Here is a 17,298-nt window from a genome sequence, read left to right on the forward strand (position 1 = left end):
CTCAAAATCCGTCACCCCCAATAAAACCGCCACCGCACCCACTTGGCACAACCACTGCATTACCCCACTCAACACACACATAAAGCCCAACCTTCAACGACGAAGGCTGCGCTTCCCGAGAGAACGGGACCAGGACAAAGGCGTCCTCGCTAGGCAACTAGCGGGACGCCTTTTTTTGTTTGCGCAAAATTTCTCGAGCAAGGCCTGACTGCCCACAAGAGGCCAGCCGCAGCTCCCCGGAGAACCTGATGAAAAAACTCAAACTGGTGATGATCGGCAATGGCATGGCCGGAGTCCGCACCCTCGAAGAACTGCTCAAGCTGAGCAACGAGCTGTACGACATCACCGTCTTCGGCGCCGAACCGCACACCAACTACAATCGCATCCTGCTTTCGCCGGTGCTGGCCGGTGAGCAGACCTTCGAAGAGATCGTGCTCAACGACCTCGACTGGTACCTGGAAAACAACATCAAGTTGCTGCTCAACCGCAAAGTGGTGGAGATCGACCGGGTCAAACGCCGGGTGATCGCCGAGGACGGCACCGAAGCCGAATACGATCGCCTGCTGATCGCCACCGGCTCGACGCCGTTCATCCTGCCAATCCCCGGCAACACCTTGCAGGGTGTGATCGGTTATCGCGACATCGCCGACACCCAAGCGATGATCGACACCGCCAAAACCCACAAGCACGCGGTGGTCATCGGTGGCGGTCTGCTCGGTCTCGAAGCCGCCAATGGCCTGATGCTGCGCGGCATGCACGTCACCGTGGTGCACATCGGTGAGTGGTTACTGGAACGTCAACTCGACAAAACCAGCGGCCAACTGCTGCAAAACGCCCTTGAATCCCGTGGCCTGCACTTCCGTCTGTGCGAACAGACTCAGGCGCTGCACGACGCAGGCAATGGCCGGGTCGGCTCGGTGCAGTTCAAGAACGGCGACATCATCCCCGCCGATCTGGTGGTAATGGCTGCCGGTATTCGTCCCAACACAGAATTGGCGGAAAAGGCCGGCATCCCGTGCAATCGCGGGATTCTGGTCAACGACACCCTGCAAACCTACGACCCACGTATTTATGCCATCGGTGAATGCGCCAGTCATCGCGGCATTGCCTACGGGCTGGTCGCGCCATTGTTCGAACAGGCCAAAGTCTGCGCCAATCACCTCGCACAACTGGGCTTCGCCCGTTATCAGGGGTCGGTGACGTCAACCAAATTGAAAGTCACCGGCATCGATCTGTTTTCCGCGGGCGACTTCATGGGCGGCGAAGGCACGGAAACCATCACCCTCTCCGACCCGATTGGCGGCGTGTACAAAAAACTGGTGATCAAGGATGACGTGCTGGTCGGCGCCTGTCTGTACGGCGATACGGCAGATGGCGGTTGGTATTTCCGCCAGATTCGTGAGAATCACGCCATCGGCGAGATCCGCGATCACCTGATGTTTGGCGAAAATGCATTAGGCGACGTAGGACATCAGGGCCAGGACAAAGCCATGGTCATGGCCGACACCGCCGAAGTCTGCGGTTGCAACGGCGTGTGCAAAGGCACCATCGTCAAAGCGATTCAGGAACATGGCCTGTTCAGCGTCGACGAGGTGAAGAAACACACCAAAGCGGCCAGCTCCTGCGGCTCCTGCGCCGGACTGGTCGAACAGATCCTGATCAACACCGTGGGTGGCGCAGCCGACGTCAAACCGAAAAGCGAAAAAGCCATTTGCGGTTGCAGCGACCTCAATCACGGGCAGATCCGCCAAGCCATTCGCGAGCAGCATCTGCTGACCATCGCCGGCACCATGAGTTACCTCAACTGGCGCACGCCGAACGGCTGCGCAACGTGCCGCCCAGCTCTCAACTATTACCTGATTTCCACCTGGCCCGGCGAAGCCAAGGACGATCCGCAATCGCGCCTGATCAATGAACGCGCACACGCCAACATCCAGAAGGACGGCACGTATTCGGTGGTGCCACGCATGTGGGGCGGCGTGACCAATCCTTCGGAACTGCGGCGGATTGCCGATGTGGCCGACAAGTACAACGTGCCGATGGTCAAGGTCACCGGCGGTCAGCGTATCGATTTGCTCGGCATCAAGAAGCAGGATCTGCCCGGCGTGTGGAAGGATCTCGACATGCCGTCCGGCCACGCTTACGGCAAATCCATCCGCACGGTAAAAACCTGCGTCGGCAGTGAGTTCTGCCGCTTCGGCACGCAGAACTCGACACAACTGGGCATCGAGCTTGAGCACGATCTGTTCAACATGTGGTCGCCGCACAAAGTGAAACTCGCGGTCTCCGGATGCCCACGCAACTGCTCGGAAGCGGGGATTAAAGACGTAGGAATTATCGGCGTCGACTCCGGCTGGGAGATGTACATCGGCGGTAACGGCGGGATCAAGACCGAAGTCGCCGAGTTCTTCGTCAAGCTGAAAACCGCCGAAGAAGTGCGCGAGTACAACGGCGCGTTCCTGCAGCTATATCGCGAAGAAGCCTTCTACCTCGAACGCACCGTGCACTACCTGCAACGGGTCGGCATGGAACACATCAAGAAAGCCGTGCTGGAAGACCCCGAGCGCCGCAAAGCGCTTAACGAGCGCCTGCAATTCTCCCTGTCGTTCGAACAAGACCCGTGGAAAGAACGTCTGGCGCAGCCGCAATTGAAGAAAGAATTCGACGTAATCCCCGTGAAAAATCTGGAGGTGCTGGCATGAACTGGCTGGATATCTGTGCCCTCGACGAGATCAATGCCCTCGGTTCGCGAATCATTGCCGGGCCGAGAGGTGACATTGCGATTTTTCGTACGAGCGACGACGAAGTTTTCGCCCTCGACGACCGCTGCCCGCACAAGGGTGGACCGTTGTCGCAAGGCTTGATCTACGGCAAACGCGTGGCCTGTCCGCTGCACAACTGGCAAATCGACCTCGAATCTGGCGAGGCGCAGGCGCCAGACATCGGTTGCGCGCACCATCACCCGGCGCGGGTCGAAAACGGTCGGGTGCAGTTGGCTCTGCGGGACGCCATCTGATGAACCGCCAGACGACCGCCTCGACCTGCTGTTATTGCGGGGTCGGCTGCGGCGTGCTGATCGAGCATGACGGCGAGCGCATTCTCGGCGTCAGCGGCGATCCGGCGCATCCGGCCAACTTCGGCAAACTGTGCAGCAAAGGCTCGACCCTGCACCTGACTGGCGACCTTGCCGCTCGCGCGCTGTACCCGGAACTGCGTCTGGGCAAAGGCCTGGCGCGCAGCCGCACGGACTGGGACACCGCGCTGGAGCATGCCGCCAACGTGTTCGCCGAGACCATCGCCGAGCACGGCCCCGACAGCGTGGCGTTCTATATCTCCGGACAGTTGCTGACCGAGGACTACTACGCCTTCAACAAGCTGGCACGGGCATTGGTCGGGACCAACAACATCGACAGCAATTCGCGCCTGTGCATGTCCTCAGCCGTGGTCGGCTACAAGCGCAGCCTCGGCGCCGACGCCCCGCCGTGCAGCTATGAGGATCTGGAACTCAGCGATTGCGTGATGATCGTCGGCAGTAACATGGCCTACGCCCATCCGGTACTTTTTCGTCGGCTGGAAGAGGCAAAGTCCCGCCGGCCACAGATGAAAGTCATCGTTATTGATCCACGGCGCACCGACACTTGCGACCTCGCCGATCTGCACCTGACGATTCTGCCCGGTACCGATGTCGCGTTGTTCCATGGGATTTTGCATCTGCTGTTGTGGGAAGACTGGATTGATCGCGACTTCGTCAAGGCGCACACCGATGGACTCGCCGAACTGAAGAACCTAGTGCGCGATTACACCCCGCAAATGGTTTCGCAGCTGTGCGGGATCAGTGTCGAGCAATTACAGCAATGCGCCGAATGGGTCGGCACTTCGCCGAGTTTTCTGTCGCTGTGGTGCATGGGTTTGAACCAGTCCACGGCTGGCAGCGCGAAGAACAGTGCACTGATCAATCTGCACTTGGCCACCGGACAAATCGGCCGTCCGGGCGCAGGACCTTTCTCCCTCACTGGTCAGCCAAATGCCATGGGCGGGCGCGAAACCGGAAGCTTATCGAATCTGTTGCCGGGACATCGTGAGGCGGCCAACCCTGAACACCGAGCTGAAGTGGCGGCTTATTGGGGTGTTGACCGCTTACCAGGTAGCACCGGGCTCAGCGCAATCGAACTGTTCGACCAGGTACGCAGCGGCAAGATCAAGGCGTTGTGGATTGCCTGTACCAACCCGGCGCAGTCGATGCCGGATCAGAGTGCGGTGCGCGCGGCGCTGGAAGCTTGCCCGTTTGTGGTTCTGCAAGAAGCCTTTCGCACCACCGAAACCGCAGCATTCGCCGATCTCCTGCTACCCGCCGCCAGTTGGGGCGAGAAAGAAGGCTGCGTGACCAATTCCGAACGACGCATTTCCCACGTGCGCAAAGCCATCCTCCCACCGGGTGAAGCGCGAGCCGACTGGGCGATCACGGTAGATTTCGCACAGCGTCTGGAAAAACGTCTGCGCCCCGCAGCACCGAGCCTGTTTACCTTCAGCCAACCTGCGCAGTTGTTCGATGAATTCAAAGGACTAACGCACGGGCGGGATCTGGATATGTCCGGTATCAGTTATGCGCTGATCGACGAGATCGGGCCACAGCAATGGCCCTTCCCTGTCGGCGCGCGGCAAGGAACGCCACGCCTGTACGAGGACGGGATTTTCCCAACTGCCAACGGACACGCTCAGTTCATCGCAGACCCTTATCGCGCCGCCAAAGAACAGCGTGATGCACGCTTTCCACTGACATTGATCACTGGCCGCCTGCGCGATCAATGGCACGGTATGAGCCGCACCGGTACGGCGGCGCAGCTGTTCGGGCATGTCAGCGAAGCGGTGTTGAGTCTGCATCCAGACGAATTGCGCCGTCATCGCTTGCAACCAGGCGATCTGGTCAATCTGAAAAGTCGTCGCGGCGCGGTGATCGTTGCAGTCGGCAGCGATGACAGCGTGCGTCCAGGGCAAGCGTTTCTACCGATGCACTGGGGCGACCGCTTTCTCAAGGGCGGCGTGAACAGCCTGACCCTGCCGGCCTTTGATCCACTGTCGAAACAACCGGAACTCAAACACAGCGGTGTGCGCCTGGAAGCGGTGAATCTGCCGTGGCAACTGTTCGCACTGATCGAGGGCGATGTTCAACGGCATTTCGAGGCCCTACGGCCGCTTTGCGAGGCATTTTCCTACGTGAGTCTCAGCCTTGTCGGACGTGAACGATCGGCATTGCTGATACGCGCTGCCAGCAACGAGGCGCCGAATCCACAATTATTGGCTCAGATCGACCAATGCCTGTCACTCATCGAAGGCCCGGTACTCGCTTATGACGATCCCCGTCGGGCTGTCGGCAAGCGCGTACGCATTGAAAACGGCCGGATCACCGCGATCCGACTGGCCGGCGAAACCCTCGCCCGGCATTGGTTGCAAAGTTTGTGGCTGGAAGGCCGTGCGGACGAACAACTGCGGCGCTGGTTACTTGCACCGATGAGTGCGCCGCCGGGCAGTGCCGGGGCGCAGATCGCTGCAGATAAAACCCTGTGCAACTGCAAGAACGTCAGCCTCAACGCGGTCTGCGCCGGCATTCGCCAAGGGCTGGATCTGCAAGGTTTGAAAAACAATTTGGGCTGCGGCACGCAATGCGGCTCGTGTGTCCCGGAAATAAAACGTTTGCTGGCTGCCGATGTGCAGCCAGTCGCCGTCATCTGATGAGGAAAACACCATGAATGCAAAAGTCTGGCTGGTGGGCGCAGGTCCTGGTGATCCCGAACTGCTGACCCTCAAAGCGGTACGCGCCTTACGCGAAGCCGATGTGGTGCTGATCGATGATCTGGTCAACGACGCGGTTCTGGAGCACTGCCCCGCCGCGCGCATTATTGCGGTAGGTAAACGCGGCGGCTGCCGCTCAACACCGCAGGCGTTTATCCATCGACTGATGCTGCGTTACGCCCGCCAAGGCAAGTGTGTGGTGCGGCTCAAGGGCGGCGATCCGTGCATTTTCGGCCGCGGGGGTGAAGAAGCGCAGTGGCTGCGGGAGCGTGGGGTCGAGGTGGAGTTGGTCAATGGCATCACCGCCGGGCTGGCCGGGGCGACGCAGTGCGATATTCCGCTGACCTTGCGCGGTGTGGCGCGAGGCGTGACGCTGGTGACCGCGCACACGCAGGATGACAGCCAATTGAACTGGCAGGCGCTGGCGCAGGGCGGTACGACGCTGGTGGTTTATATGGGTGTGGCCAAGCTGGGCGAGATTCGCGATCAGTTGCTGGCGGGCGGGATGGCGGCGGATACGCCGGTGGCGATGATCGAAAATGCGTCGTTGCCAGAGCAACGCGAATGCCGCAGTGATCTGACGGCAATGAGTAACGACGCTTATGCGTTTGGATTGAAAAGCCCGGCGATTCTGGTGATCGGGGCGGTGGCGGCTGTTGTTGAAGATCAACGGATTGCAGCCTGCGGCAGCGCCTGCACAGGGGCTGCGTAGTCTTCGAAAGCCAAATCGCAGGCAAAGAAAAGCCCGGCCTAAGCCGGGCTTTTCTCAGAGCGGCAGCTAATTACTTAGCTTGAGCTTCAACCTGCGCTTCTACGCGACGGTTTACAGCGCGGCCAGCTTCAGTTTTGTTGTCAGCAACTGGGCGGGATTCGCCGTAGCCAACAGACTGAACGCGGGACGATTCAACACCGTACTGGTTGGTCAGAACTTGCTTAACGGCGTTTGCACGACGCTCGGACAGTTTCTGGTTGTAAGCGTCAGGACCGACGGAGTCAGTGTGACCTTCAACAGTAGTGGTGGTGGATGGGTACTGCTTCATGAAGTCAGCCAGGTTCTTGATGTCGCCGTAGCTGTTTGGCTTCACAACCGACTTGTCGAAGTCGAACTTAACGTCCAACTCAACACGAACAACTTCAGCAACTGCTGGGCAGCCGTCAGCGTCAACAGTTACGTTGGCTGGGGTGTCCGGGCACTTGTCAACGTTGTCGCAAACGCCATCGTTGTCGCTGTCGGAGCAGACTTCAGCTGGTGCTGGAACTGGAGCAGCAGCAGGCTTGGAGCCGCCACCGAAGTTCACACCGATACCAACGCTAGGAGCCCACTCGGTGTCGCCCTGGTCGATGTTGTACTGAGCTTCAACGCCGGCACGGGCGTAGAAGTTCTCGGTGAAGTACAGCTTGGCACCAGCGCCCAGGTTGGCGAAGGTGGAGCGGTCACGACCGCCGGAACCGTTCTGACCGATGCTCTGATCGGAGAAACCAGCCGATACGTATGGACGCAGCATGTCGCCTGGGTTGTTGAAGTGGTACAGAGCGTCCAGAGCGGTGTTAGCGCCCTTGATGTTACGACCGTCGTCGGAACGCACGTTGTGCACTTCGTCGTAGCCCAGACGCAGTTCAACGTCGTCGGTCAGGAAGTAACCGATCGAACCGCCGAACAGGTTGCCGTTGTTCTTGAAGTTACGAGCGCTGTCGAATTGTTCTTTCTTTGCGAAGCCTTCGATTTCAACTGCGCCTTGGCCTTGTGCCAGAGCGCCGAACGAAGTGGCGGCAATCAGAGAACCAATGGCCAAGCCCAAGGTGTTTTTCAGTTTCATCCGTTAAATCCCCATCTGGTGATTGTGAAGCAGTCCCGCAAACCGGGGGACAACTCGGCGGCAAGTCTATCAGAACTTGCCTACACGTAAGAGATATTTGCGCTGAACTAAGTTTCAGCAATGCCTGCAAATTTCTCACGCAATTTATCTAGAGCACGTTTGTAACGCATTTTTGTCGCACTCAAACCCATGTGCATGATGTCTGCGATCTCCTGAAATTCCAGCTCTGCGACAAATCGTAGCACCAGAATTTCACGGTCAATCGGGTTCACATACACCAGCCAGCGATCAAGCCCGCCCTTCTCCTCGGGTTTCGGCGCCTTTTCTTCGGACGCTTCCTCGAGGGGGTCAAGACTCAATGCGTCCATCAAGCGACGCTTTCGCCGTTCCTTCCGATACTGCGTAATACATTCGTTGTACGTGATGCTGTAGAGCCACGTTTTGAACTTCGATTTCCCCTCGAAGTTCTTCAGGCCATACAGCACCTTCAACATGACTTCCTGACAGACATCGTCTGCGTCGCGATCGTTCCCAAGATATCTCGCACAAACGTTAAATAATGTTCGCTGGTAACGCCGCATCAGTTCTTCATAGGCGCGCGTTACGTGAAAAAGCTCGGTATGCGAGCGCGCGACCAACTCCTCATCAGAGAGCTCGCGGGGGTCGTAGCGCGTGGATAGCGTTTGGGCTTTATTCAAAACAAGGCGTGCCGACAGTCAGGTCAATGTCCACCGCAACCAGCATCAGCTGGCATTTTGCGGCGGCATACATTAGCAGGGTTTGCCGGATTAGCGGCTACTCACATGCTGTTCCAGCAGGATCCGATTGGAAAGAGAGACTAGCTCACCCTCATCGGTCAGCAATGTGGTTTTAACCGTGCCGATCTCCTCGATCTGCCCTTCGACCTCGCCAACACGCACTTGTTGCCCAACCTGATACAACTCACGCACATAGATTCCCGCAAGAATCTGACCGGCAATTTCCCGGCTTCCCAAACCCATGGCCAGCGCAACCGCCAGACCAACGGTAATCAATACAATGACAATCACATGGTTCAGCAGGTCGGTTTTGACTTCGAGCTGACTGATTGCCACCGAGATACTGATGATGATCACCAGCCCCTGAGCTATCCGTCCAAGTCCCGAAGCGTAGTCCAGGCCCACACCTTCTGCCGCCCCGCGCACCAGCCCGTTGGCCAGTTGCGCCAGCAAAACACCTACCAGCAACACCAAGGCTGCGCCGAATACTTTCGGCAAATAGAGCGCCAACATATCCAGCGTAGCTGAAACTCGCTCAAGGCCAAGGGATTCTGCTGCCGAAACCAGAAAAATCAGCAGAACGAACCAGTAAACGATTTTGCCGATCAGGGTCGAGATCGGCACTTGCAGCCCGGCTCGCGACATCAATTTGGTCAGGCCGGTGCCACCCATCAGGCGATCAAGGCCCAGTTTGGCAAGCAGCTTGGACAGCAAGGTATCGAGCAGCTTGGCCACGACGAAACCCAACAGCAGCACGACCAGTGCGCCGAACAGGTTCGGAATGAAGTTGGCTACTTTGGTCCACAACGCAGTCATTGCAGTGACGAGGCTCTGAGTCCAGAGGTCGAGTTCCATATTCAATCAGCCTTATCAGCAGTGCGAGCGGTAGGTTTACGAAGACGGGAAACCGGCGAGACATGGGCCGATCCGTTATTCAGGGCGATCATCAGCGCGGGCAGCCAGCGGCCCAGCAGGCTGAACAGATCACCGGCGCCAACCTGGCGGTTGGCGGTTTTGAGTACGCGGCCCAGACAGGCATCGTCGTCGCGGCTGGACGGCGAAGCGTTGAGCATGTCGCGCAAAGACTGTTCAAACGGATCGTGCATACGCACCTCTCGTGATGTCTGTGAAAGACGCGGGCAGATTTGGTCGGGTCACATGCGCCATGTTCAGACCCAGCGCAAACGACGGAATAACCACCACTGACCGAAGGCCAGGGCGAGCACCGTCAAACAGGCAATCAGGAAACCATAAGGACTGCTGGAGAATGGAATTCCGCCAACATTGATGCCCAACAAGCCGGTGATGAAACTCATCGGCAAAAAGATGCAGGTGATGATGCCGAAGCGGTACATCGTGCGATTCATACGCTCGCTGAGGCGCCGGTCTTCAGCCTCCAGCACAAGCCCCACGCGCTCTCGGGTCAATTCGAGCTCTTCGAGATAGCGGGTCAGGCTGTTGTTCAATTCGTTCCAGTAATCGGCATCGTCATCGACAAACCACGGCAGTTTTATCCGCGTCAGTTGTCCGAAAATATCCCGCTGCGGCGCAAGAAAACGCTTCAGCCCGGCCGCCCGACGACGGATGTGCAAAATGGCGCCATGCTCAGGGGTATACCGTTCGTCGGCATCCATCTTTTCTTCTTCCTCATCGGCGATTTCCGAGAGGCAAGTGACCAGATCCTGCACCTTGTTGGTGAGGAACTGCGCCAGATAAAGGATGAGTTCAGAAGAGGTTTTCGGGCCTTTGCCGTCGCTCAACAGCGCCAGCAGCTCATCGGTGGCGCGCAATGGGCGCAGACGCAGGGAAATCACTCGCTGGGCGGAAGCAAAAATCCGCACCGAAACCATGTCTTCCGGCTCGGCGCCAGGGTTGAGATTGACCCCGCGCAGAAACAGCAGCAACTCGGCATCCGGCAGCGGCAACAGGCGCGGACGCGTGTTCTCTTCCAGCAGCAAATCGCAGGTGAATTCGTTGAGACCGCTGGATTTGCGCAGCCAGGTCTGGGTCTGCGGATGGCTGCGATCCCAATGCAGCCACAGGCTTTCATGGGCCTGCAACTGCAAATCGTCGAGCTCAGTCCGGGCTATCGAACGCGCACCGCCTTTTCCGTCCAGCACCAGGGCATGCACCAGCCCCCACTGCGCGTTTTCTTCCTCGAACATCCGCATCCCTTTGTCGAAAAGCTTATTCAGGCATTTTCAGCGGGTTAGGCGAGACGATCACGCCGTTGTTGTCCGCATAAATGTATTGACCCGGGTGGAACGTCACGCCGGCAAACGTCACCGCGACGTTGAGGTCACCGATGCCGCGTTTTTCGGTTTTCATCGGATGGCTGGCCAGCGCCTGCACACCCAGATCGGTCTGGGCAATGACGTCGACGTCACGGATGCAGCCGTAGATCACCAGCCCTTCCCAGCCATTTTTGGCGGCTTTCTCGGCAATCATGTCGCCCAGCAGCGCGCGACGCAGCGAACCGCCGCCATCGACCACCAGCACCTTGCCGTTGCCTTTGAGTTCGGCCTGCTCCTTGACCAGCGAGTTGTCTTCGAAGCATTTGATGGTCACGATTTCGCCGCCGAAAGAATCACGGCCACCGAAATTGCTGAACATCGGTTCCAGCACCTGCACCAGCTCCGGATAGGCGTCGCACAGGTCAGGCGTAAGGTAATGGTTCATCGAAAAACTCCTGTAAAAAGCAAGACGATCAAGGATGCCGCGTTCTGAAGAGACGAGTTCCGGTGGTCGCTGTTTACCTTAGCTCATTGAATGTTGGCTGAATGAACCTGAACAAACGCTGAAACGTAATCGCTAAGCTGCCACCGAATATGACCAGAACCGCACAATTCGTCATATCTTAGCCGCAAGCCAACCCGAACGAAATGCCCTTTTCAGGGCCTCCCTCTCAGACCGCAGCAGCCAAATCCGGCTTCTCGCCCAACAACGGCGCGCGCTGATCGTTCAACCAACGCGCCACCAATGGCCATACCTCAGTCTGCGCGGCTTTGCTCACCAACATTTCAACATGACCGAAATTATCGTTGAAGCCCTGCTCGCGGCCCAGATTGACGAACTGCTTGTGCTCCGAGCCGATCTGCTCGAACAACTTGCGACAGGCCCAGGCCGGATCCTGGTGATCCCCGGCTGCGGTCACCGCCAGCACTGGCACTTGAACGTCGGCCAGACCCGCCCACCAATCCTTGTCCTTTTCACCGAAGCGGCCGAACAGGCCGTACCAGCGCATGCTTTCCAGCGCCAGGCCGATTGGTTCATCTTCCGGACCACGTTTAAGCCGCGAGCCCGACAGTTGCGCGAAGCGCTTGAGAATGAAGCGGCTGCTCCACTCCACTGGCGGGATTTTCAGCGGCCAGTATGTGCGGCTGACCTGGGTGCCGAAAAATGCCGCCGAAGCCACCGCCGGCTCGCCCAAGTACTCGCCACCGAGCGCCGCAGCTAAAGTGATGCCGCCCAGCGAATGGCCGATCCAGTGCGGAACCTGCCCGCTCTGCTCACGCACGAACGCGGCAATCGCCGGCAGATCGTATCGCGCATAGTCGGCGACACGGTTGCGGCGGTATTCCTCGTTGCGCTGCGACAGGCCGTGACCGCGCATCTCCGGAATCCACACATCGAAACCCAGACGCGTCAAATACGCGCCCAGCCCCAGACCTTTGGGTGAAAACCAGAAACGTCGATTGGAAAAACTGCCGTGCAGCAAAATCACCGGCACACCGCGAGGCGCCGAGTCATCGGCCATGCCCAACCGGGTCACAGCGATTTCAACGGACCAGTCGGGACTGTTGCCGGGTTTCAAGCGATACACATCTTCGCTCAGATCACCGCGCCGTTCGGCGCTGATCAGGGCGACAGGAAATAGGTCACTGCTGCTTTGCATAATGCTCTTGCACAAAAAAGGGCGGCATCTACAGGAGCCCGCCCTACTTGAATCTCAAAACCCGCTCCCACAGGGGGAACGGGCCGTTCACATACTGATCAGGCCGGCGCCTGGCCTTCCGCGAGGAAGAACCAGGTTTCCAGCACGGTGTCCGGGTTCAGCGACACGCTTTCGATGCCCTGCTCCATCAGCCACTTGGCCAGATCCGGGTGGTCCGAAGGACCCTGACCGCAGATACCGATGTACTTGCCGGCCTTGTTGCACGCGGCAATCGCGTTGGCCAAGAGCTTCTTGACCGCCGGATTACGTTCATCGAACAGGTGCGCGATGATACCGGAATCGCGGTCCAGACCCAGGGTCAGCTGCGTCAGGTCGTTGGAACCGATCGAGAAGCCGTCGAAGAATTCGAGGAATTCTTCAGCAAGGATCGCGTTGGATGGCAGCTCGCACATCATGATCACGCGCAGCCCGTTCTCGCCGCGCTTCAAGCCGTTTTCGGCGAGCAGATCGACAACCTGGCTGGCTTCGCCGAGGGTACGGACGAACGGCACCATGATTTCAACGTTGGTCAGGCCCATCTCGTTGCGCACACGTTTCAGCGCGCGGCATTCGAGTTCGAAGCAGTCACGGAACGATTCGCTGATGTAACGCGAAGCGCCACGGAAGCCCAGCATCGGGTTTTCTTCTTCCGGCTCGTAGAGCTTGCCGCCGATCAGGTTGGCGTATTCGTTGGACTTGAAGTCCGACAGGCGCACGATGACTTTTTTCGGCGTGAACGCGGCAGCCAGGGTGCTGATGCCTTCCACCAGCTTGTCGACGTAGAAGTCGACCGGGTCGTTGTAACCGGCGATACGCTTGTCGACACTGTCCTTGATTTCCTGTGGCAGACCGTCGTAGTTCAACAGCGCTTTCGGGTGGACACCGATCATGCGGTTGATGATGAACTCAAGACGAGCCAGGCCGACACCGGCGTTCGGCAGTTGCGCGAAGTCGAAGGCGCGGTCCGGGTTGCCGACGTTCATCATGATCTTGAACGGCAGCTCCGGCATGGCGTCGACGGAGTTCTTCTTGATGTCGAAGCCCAGTTCGCCTTCGAAGATGTAACCGGTGTCGCCTTCAGCGCAGGACACGGTCACGCCTTGGCCATCCTTCAGCAGTTGGGTGGCGTTGCCGCATCCGACCACTGCCGGAATACCCAGCTCGCGAGCGATGATCGCTGCGTGGCAGGTACGGCCGCCACGGTTGGTGACGATGGCGCTGGCGCGCTTCATCACCGGTTCCCAGTCCGGGTCGGTCATATCGGAAACCAGCACGTCGCCCGGCTGGACTTTGTCCATCTCGGAGACGTCCTTGATGATGCGCACTTTACCGGCGCCGATGCGCTGGCCAATCGCACGACCTTCCACCAGCACGGTGCCGGTTTCTTTCAGCAGGTAACGTTCCATGACGTTGGCCTGGGTGCGGCTTTTCACGGTTTCCGGACGCGCCTGCACGATGTACAACTGGCCGTCGTCACCGTCCTTGGCCCACTCGATGTCCATCGGGCAGCCGTAGTGCTTTTCGATGATCATCGCTTGCTTGGCCAGTTCGCTGACTTCAGCGTCGGTCAGGCAGAAACGCGCACGATCAGCCTTGTCGACGTCGACGGTCTTGACCGAACGACCGGCCTTGGCCTCGTCGCCGTAGATCATCTTGATGGCTTTGCTGCCCAGGTTGCGACGCAGGATCGCCGGGCGACCGGCCTCCAGCGTGCCCTTGTGCACGTAGAATTCGTCGGGGTTGACCGCGCCTTGTACGACTGTTTCGCCCAGACCGTAGGCGCCGGTGATGAACACCACATCACGGAAACCGGATTCGGTATCGAGGGTGAACATCACGCCGGCAGTGCCGGTTTCCGAACGCACCATGCGCTGCACGCCAGCCGACAGGGCGACCAGTTTGTGGTCGAAGCCCTGGTGCACGCGGTAGGAAATTGCACGGTCGTTGAACAGAGAAGCGAACACCTCTTTGGCGGCGCGGATAACGTTTTCCACACCACGGATGTTCAGGAAGGTTTCCTGCTGACCGGCGAACGAGGCGTCCGGCAAGTCTTCGGCGGTGGCGGAAGAACGCACAGCCACGGCCACGTCAGGGTTGCCGGCCGACAGCGCGGCGAACGCGGTGCGGATTTCGGCATTCAGTTTTTCAGGGAATTCGGCTTCCATGATCCATTGACGGATCTGTGCGCCGGTTTTGGCCAGGGCGTTGACGTCGTCGACGTCGAGCGCATCGAGGGCCGCGTGGATCTGGTCGTTGAGGCCGCTCAGTTCGAGGAAATCACGATAAGCCTGAGCCGTCGTGGCGAAACCGCCGGGGACCGAAACACCGGCGCCTGCCAGGTTACTGATCATCTCGCCCAGGGATGCGTTCTTGCCCCCCACATGCTCAACATCGTGTTTGCCGAGCTTATCGAGGGAAACTACGTACTCTACCAAGGTGATCTCTCCACTAACTGTGTTGGAAAAGCTCAGAAACCGGCGGCCCGGGGGAGCCTTGGCCGGTTGTATGGCCTGGACCTGGAAAATAAGTGAGAATGCGGGCCAGTCGCGGCCGACAAATCGCGCCTATCATATCCAGAAATGCTCATTAGCTTAAGGCCCAAGGTGCAAATGAAACGATCTGCTTTCTTCATCTCCGATGGCACCGGCATCACTGCCGAAACCCTGGGTCAAAGCCTTCTGGCGCAGTTCGAAAACATTACCTTCAGCAAATTCACGCGACCGTACATCGACAGCGTTGAAAAAGCGCGGGCCATGGTACAACAAATCAACAAAGCCGCTGAAACCGACGGCTTTCGCCCGATCATCTTCGACACCATCGTCAATCAGGACATCCGTGAGATTCTCGCAACGTCCAATGGTTTCATGATCGACATTTTCTCGACCTTCCTCGCCCCGCTTGAGCAGGAACTGACCGAACATTCTTCCTACACCGTCGGCAAGTCTCACTCGATCGGACACAACTCCAATTACATGGAGCGCATCGAGGCGGTCAACTTCGCCCTCGACAACGATGACGGTGCGCGCACCCACTATTACGACAAAGCCGACCTGATACTAGTGGGCGTGTCGCGATGCGGCAAAACGCCGACGTGTCTGTACATGGCCATGCAATTTGGCATCCGCGCGGCCAACTATCCGCTGACCGAAGACGACATGGAGCGCCTGACTCTGCCGAACGCCCTGCGCGCCCACCAGCACAAGTTGTTTGGCCTGACCATCGACCCGGATCGCCTCACCGCGATCCGCAATGAGCGCAAGCCCAACAGCCGTTATTCGAGTTATGCGCAGTGCGAATTCGAAGTGCGCGAAGTGGAGAATCTGTTCCGCCGCGAGAACATCCCGAACATCAACTCCACGCATTTTTCCGTGGAAGAGATTTCGGCGAAGATTCTGGTGGAGAAAGGTGTGGAGCGGCGGTTCAAATAGATTTGTGGTGTCTGGGCTGACGCCTTCGCGAGCAAGCTCGCTCCCACAGGGTTCTCGGGTGTTTGCACATTTTGCATTCACCCCCCCCTTGTGGGAGCGAGCCTGCTCGCGAAGAACGATTACACGGTGTCTGTTAATGCATTCGCCAAAGCCTCAAAACCTGCGAGCAGCAAGCGATCATCCCCCACCGCATTGCACACACTCACCCGAATAAACTGCGGCACCGCTGAATGCCCGACCGCAAACGCTTCAGCCGTGGCGACCAGATAGTTGTTCTCCTTCAACTCCGCCGCAATCTGCGACGCCCGCCACAGCTCAGGCACTTCCACCCAAAAGTGCGGGCTGTAAGGGTGAGTCTTGTAATTCAAACCCTGCAGAACCGGCGCCACCAAAGCCTTGCGCCGAGCGATCTCGCTGATCTGTTCGTCCAGCAAACGCTCGGCCATGCCGCTTTCGATCCACAGACTGGCCACTTCCATCGAGAGCGGATTGGCCATCCAGCACGTTGCGCGAATGGCCGCACTCAAACGCCCGATCAACGCTTGCGGCGCGTGCAGATAACCGACGCGCAAACCCGCTGAAACGGCCTTGCTCAGACTGCCGATCAATACCGAACGCTCCGGCGCGAAATAACTCAGCGGCAACGGGCGCTGACGGTCCAGCACGGCGTGGGCTTCGTCTTCGATAATCAGCAAATTGTGCTGGCGGCAGATATCGGCAATCGCCTCGCGCCGTGAGATCGACATGACTGCAGCCGTAGGATTCTGGATCGTCGGCGTGCAATACATCGCCGAAACCCGATGCTGACGGCAGATGTCCTCCAGTGCCGACGGCAACAATCCTTCGTCATCCAGCGCGGCACCGATCAGTTTTATCCCCAGCTGACGTGCGACGCCGATCAACCCTGGGTAGGACAAATGTTCGGTGACCACCGTGTCGCCGGCCTTGAGCAAACCCATCAACGCGCACAACAGACCATGCTGACCACCGTTGACGCACAACACCTGATCGGCGTGCGGGACAAATTCCGCATGCTGCAACCACACCGCCCCCGCCACACGATGCCGTGCCAGCCCAGCTTCAGCGGTGTAGCCGGTCAATTGCTGCAAAACGCGCGGATCGCTGGCCAACTCCTGCAGGCTCTGGCTCATGAACGCCGCTTCCTGCCCTGGCATCGGTTGATTGCGGCTCATGTCGAAACAGGCTGAAGGCTCATCACTGACATTGCGAAAGCCTTTGTCCTGCGGCCGCTCCATCCCGCGCTGACAGACGTAGGTGCCATCTCCTACGCGAGCAACCACCAGTCCGACACGCTCAAGCTCACCGTAGGCACGGCTGATGGTGCCGATGGTCACTCCCAGGCTGTCCGCCAGCAAACGGTGCGGCGGCAACTTGCATCCTGCATCGATAACGCCTTCATCGATGGCTTGCGCGACTGCATCCGCTAGACGTTTGTATTTCACGCCCACGCCATTGACGAGGCCGTCGCGGAGGATTGACACCATGGCAATACTTACTTTGACAGTCATTGTCACCCCGAATAGCGTGCTTTAAACAGGTTCAATCATGAA

The 17,298-nt window shown here is 58.6% G+C and carries 14 protein-coding genes; 5 read left to right on the forward strand and 9 right to left on the reverse strand.

Going from position 1 to position 17,298, the window contains the following annotated elements; all coding sequences use genetic code 11:
* Window positions 1-248 precede the first annotated feature (248 nt).
* From nirB to cobA, 4 genes are read left to right on the forward strand one after another with little or no spacing between them, the layout of a single operon-like run.
* On the forward strand, window positions 249-2,702 hold the full coding sequence (nirB, locus tag HUW52_RS21935) for a nitrite reductase large subunit NirB (RefSeq protein ID WP_175554898.1): 2,454 nt from the start codon (window positions 249-251) through the stop codon (window positions 2,700-2,702).
* On the forward strand, window positions 2,699-3,016 hold the full coding sequence (nirD, locus tag HUW52_RS21940) for a nitrite reductase small subunit NirD (RefSeq protein WP_175554899.1): 318 nt from the start codon (window positions 2,699-2,701) through the stop codon (window positions 3,014-3,016). Before nirB ends, nirD begins: the two co-directional genes overlap by 4 nt.
* The gene (locus HUW52_RS21945; RefSeq protein WP_175554900.1) at window positions 3,016-5,730 is read left to right on the forward strand and encodes a nitrate reductase; all 2,715 of its coding nucleotides are present in this window, start codon (window positions 3,016-3,018) and stop codon (window positions 5,728-5,730) included. The genes nirD and HUW52_RS21945 overlap by 1 nt, the downstream gene beginning before the upstream one ends.
* 13 nt (window positions 5,731-5,743) lie before the next feature.
* Entirely contained in the window at window positions 5,744-6,502 is a 759-nt protein-coding gene (gene cobA, locus HUW52_RS21950) for a uroporphyrinogen-III C-methyltransferase (RefSeq protein WP_175554901.1), read from the forward strand.
* 70 nt (window positions 6,503-6,572) lie between these two features.
* On the opposite strand, the gene HUW52_RS21955 is transcribed toward cobA, so the two are convergent.
* The 8 genes from HUW52_RS21955 to ppsA form a co-directional block, all read right to left on the reverse strand.
* Window positions 6,573-7,607, reverse strand: a complete 1,035-nt coding sequence (locus tag HUW52_RS21955) for an OmpA family protein (protein ID WP_016985589.1) — start codon at window positions 7,605-7,607, stop codon at window positions 6,573-6,575.
* A gap of 107 nt (window positions 7,608-7,714) precedes the next feature.
* Window positions 7,715-8,305: an RNA polymerase sigma factor SigX gene (gene sigX, locus HUW52_RS21960; protein ID WP_011333251.1), complete on the reverse strand. Its 591-nt coding sequence runs from the start codon at window positions 8,303-8,305 to the stop codon at window positions 7,715-7,717.
* A 90-nt stretch (window positions 8,306-8,395) separates the two neighbouring features.
* A complete protein-coding gene (locus tag HUW52_RS21965) occupies window positions 8,396-9,220 on the reverse strand; it encodes a mechanosensitive ion channel domain-containing protein (protein WP_007916401.1) in 825 nt (274 codons plus the stop codon).
* Window positions 9,221-9,222: 2 nt separating this feature from the next.
* Window positions 9,223-9,471: a hypothetical protein gene (locus HUW52_RS21970; protein WP_008076827.1), complete on the reverse strand. Its 249-nt coding sequence runs from the start codon at window positions 9,469-9,471 to the stop codon at window positions 9,223-9,225.
* A 63-nt stretch (window positions 9,472-9,534) separates the two neighbouring features.
* Window positions 9,535-10,530 carry a zinc transporter ZntB gene (locus HUW52_RS21975; RefSeq protein ID WP_175554902.1) on the reverse strand — a complete coding sequence of 332 codons (996 nt, stop codon included), beginning with the start codon at window positions 10,528-10,530 and terminating at the stop codon, window positions 9,535-9,537.
* Between the two features lie 22 nt (window positions 10,531-10,552).
* On the reverse strand, window positions 10,553-11,044 hold the full coding sequence (gene rraA, locus HUW52_RS21980; RefSeq protein WP_175554903.1) for a ribonuclease E activity regulator RraA: 492 nt from the start codon (window positions 11,042-11,044) through the stop codon (window positions 10,553-10,555).
* 226 nt (window positions 11,045-11,270) lie between these two features.
* Window positions 11,271-12,260, reverse strand: coding sequence for an alpha/beta fold hydrolase (locus tag HUW52_RS21985; protein ID WP_175554904.1), 990 nt, complete (start codon window positions 12,258-12,260; stop codon window positions 11,271-11,273).
* 98 nt (window positions 12,261-12,358) lie between these two features.
* Complete coding sequence (ppsA, locus tag HUW52_RS21990; RefSeq protein ID WP_175554905.1) at window positions 12,359-14,734, reverse strand: phosphoenolpyruvate synthase; 2,376 nt, start codon at window positions 14,732-14,734, stop codon at window positions 12,359-12,361.
* 174 nt (window positions 14,735-14,908) lie between these two features.
* Between ppsA and HUW52_RS21995 the strand changes: the two genes are divergently transcribed.
* Entirely contained in the window at window positions 14,909-15,727 is an 819-nt protein-coding gene (locus HUW52_RS21995; RefSeq protein WP_016985584.1) for a pyruvate, water dikinase regulatory protein, read from the forward strand.
* 119 nt (window positions 15,728-15,846) lie between these two features.
* Here the strand turns inward: HUW52_RS21995 and HUW52_RS22000 are convergent, their stop codons facing one another.
* Window positions 15,847-17,256, reverse strand: a complete 1,410-nt coding sequence (locus HUW52_RS22000) for a PLP-dependent aminotransferase family protein (RefSeq protein WP_175554906.1) — start codon at window positions 17,254-17,256, stop codon at window positions 15,847-15,849.
* Window positions 17,257-17,298 lie beyond the last annotated feature (42 nt).

Origin of the sequence: Pseudomonas sp. 43A (assembly GCF_013363935.1) — a bacterium.
Taxonomy (GTDB): domain Bacteria; phylum Pseudomonadota; class Gammaproteobacteria; order Pseudomonadales; family Pseudomonadaceae; genus Aquipseudomonas; species Aquipseudomonas crudilactis.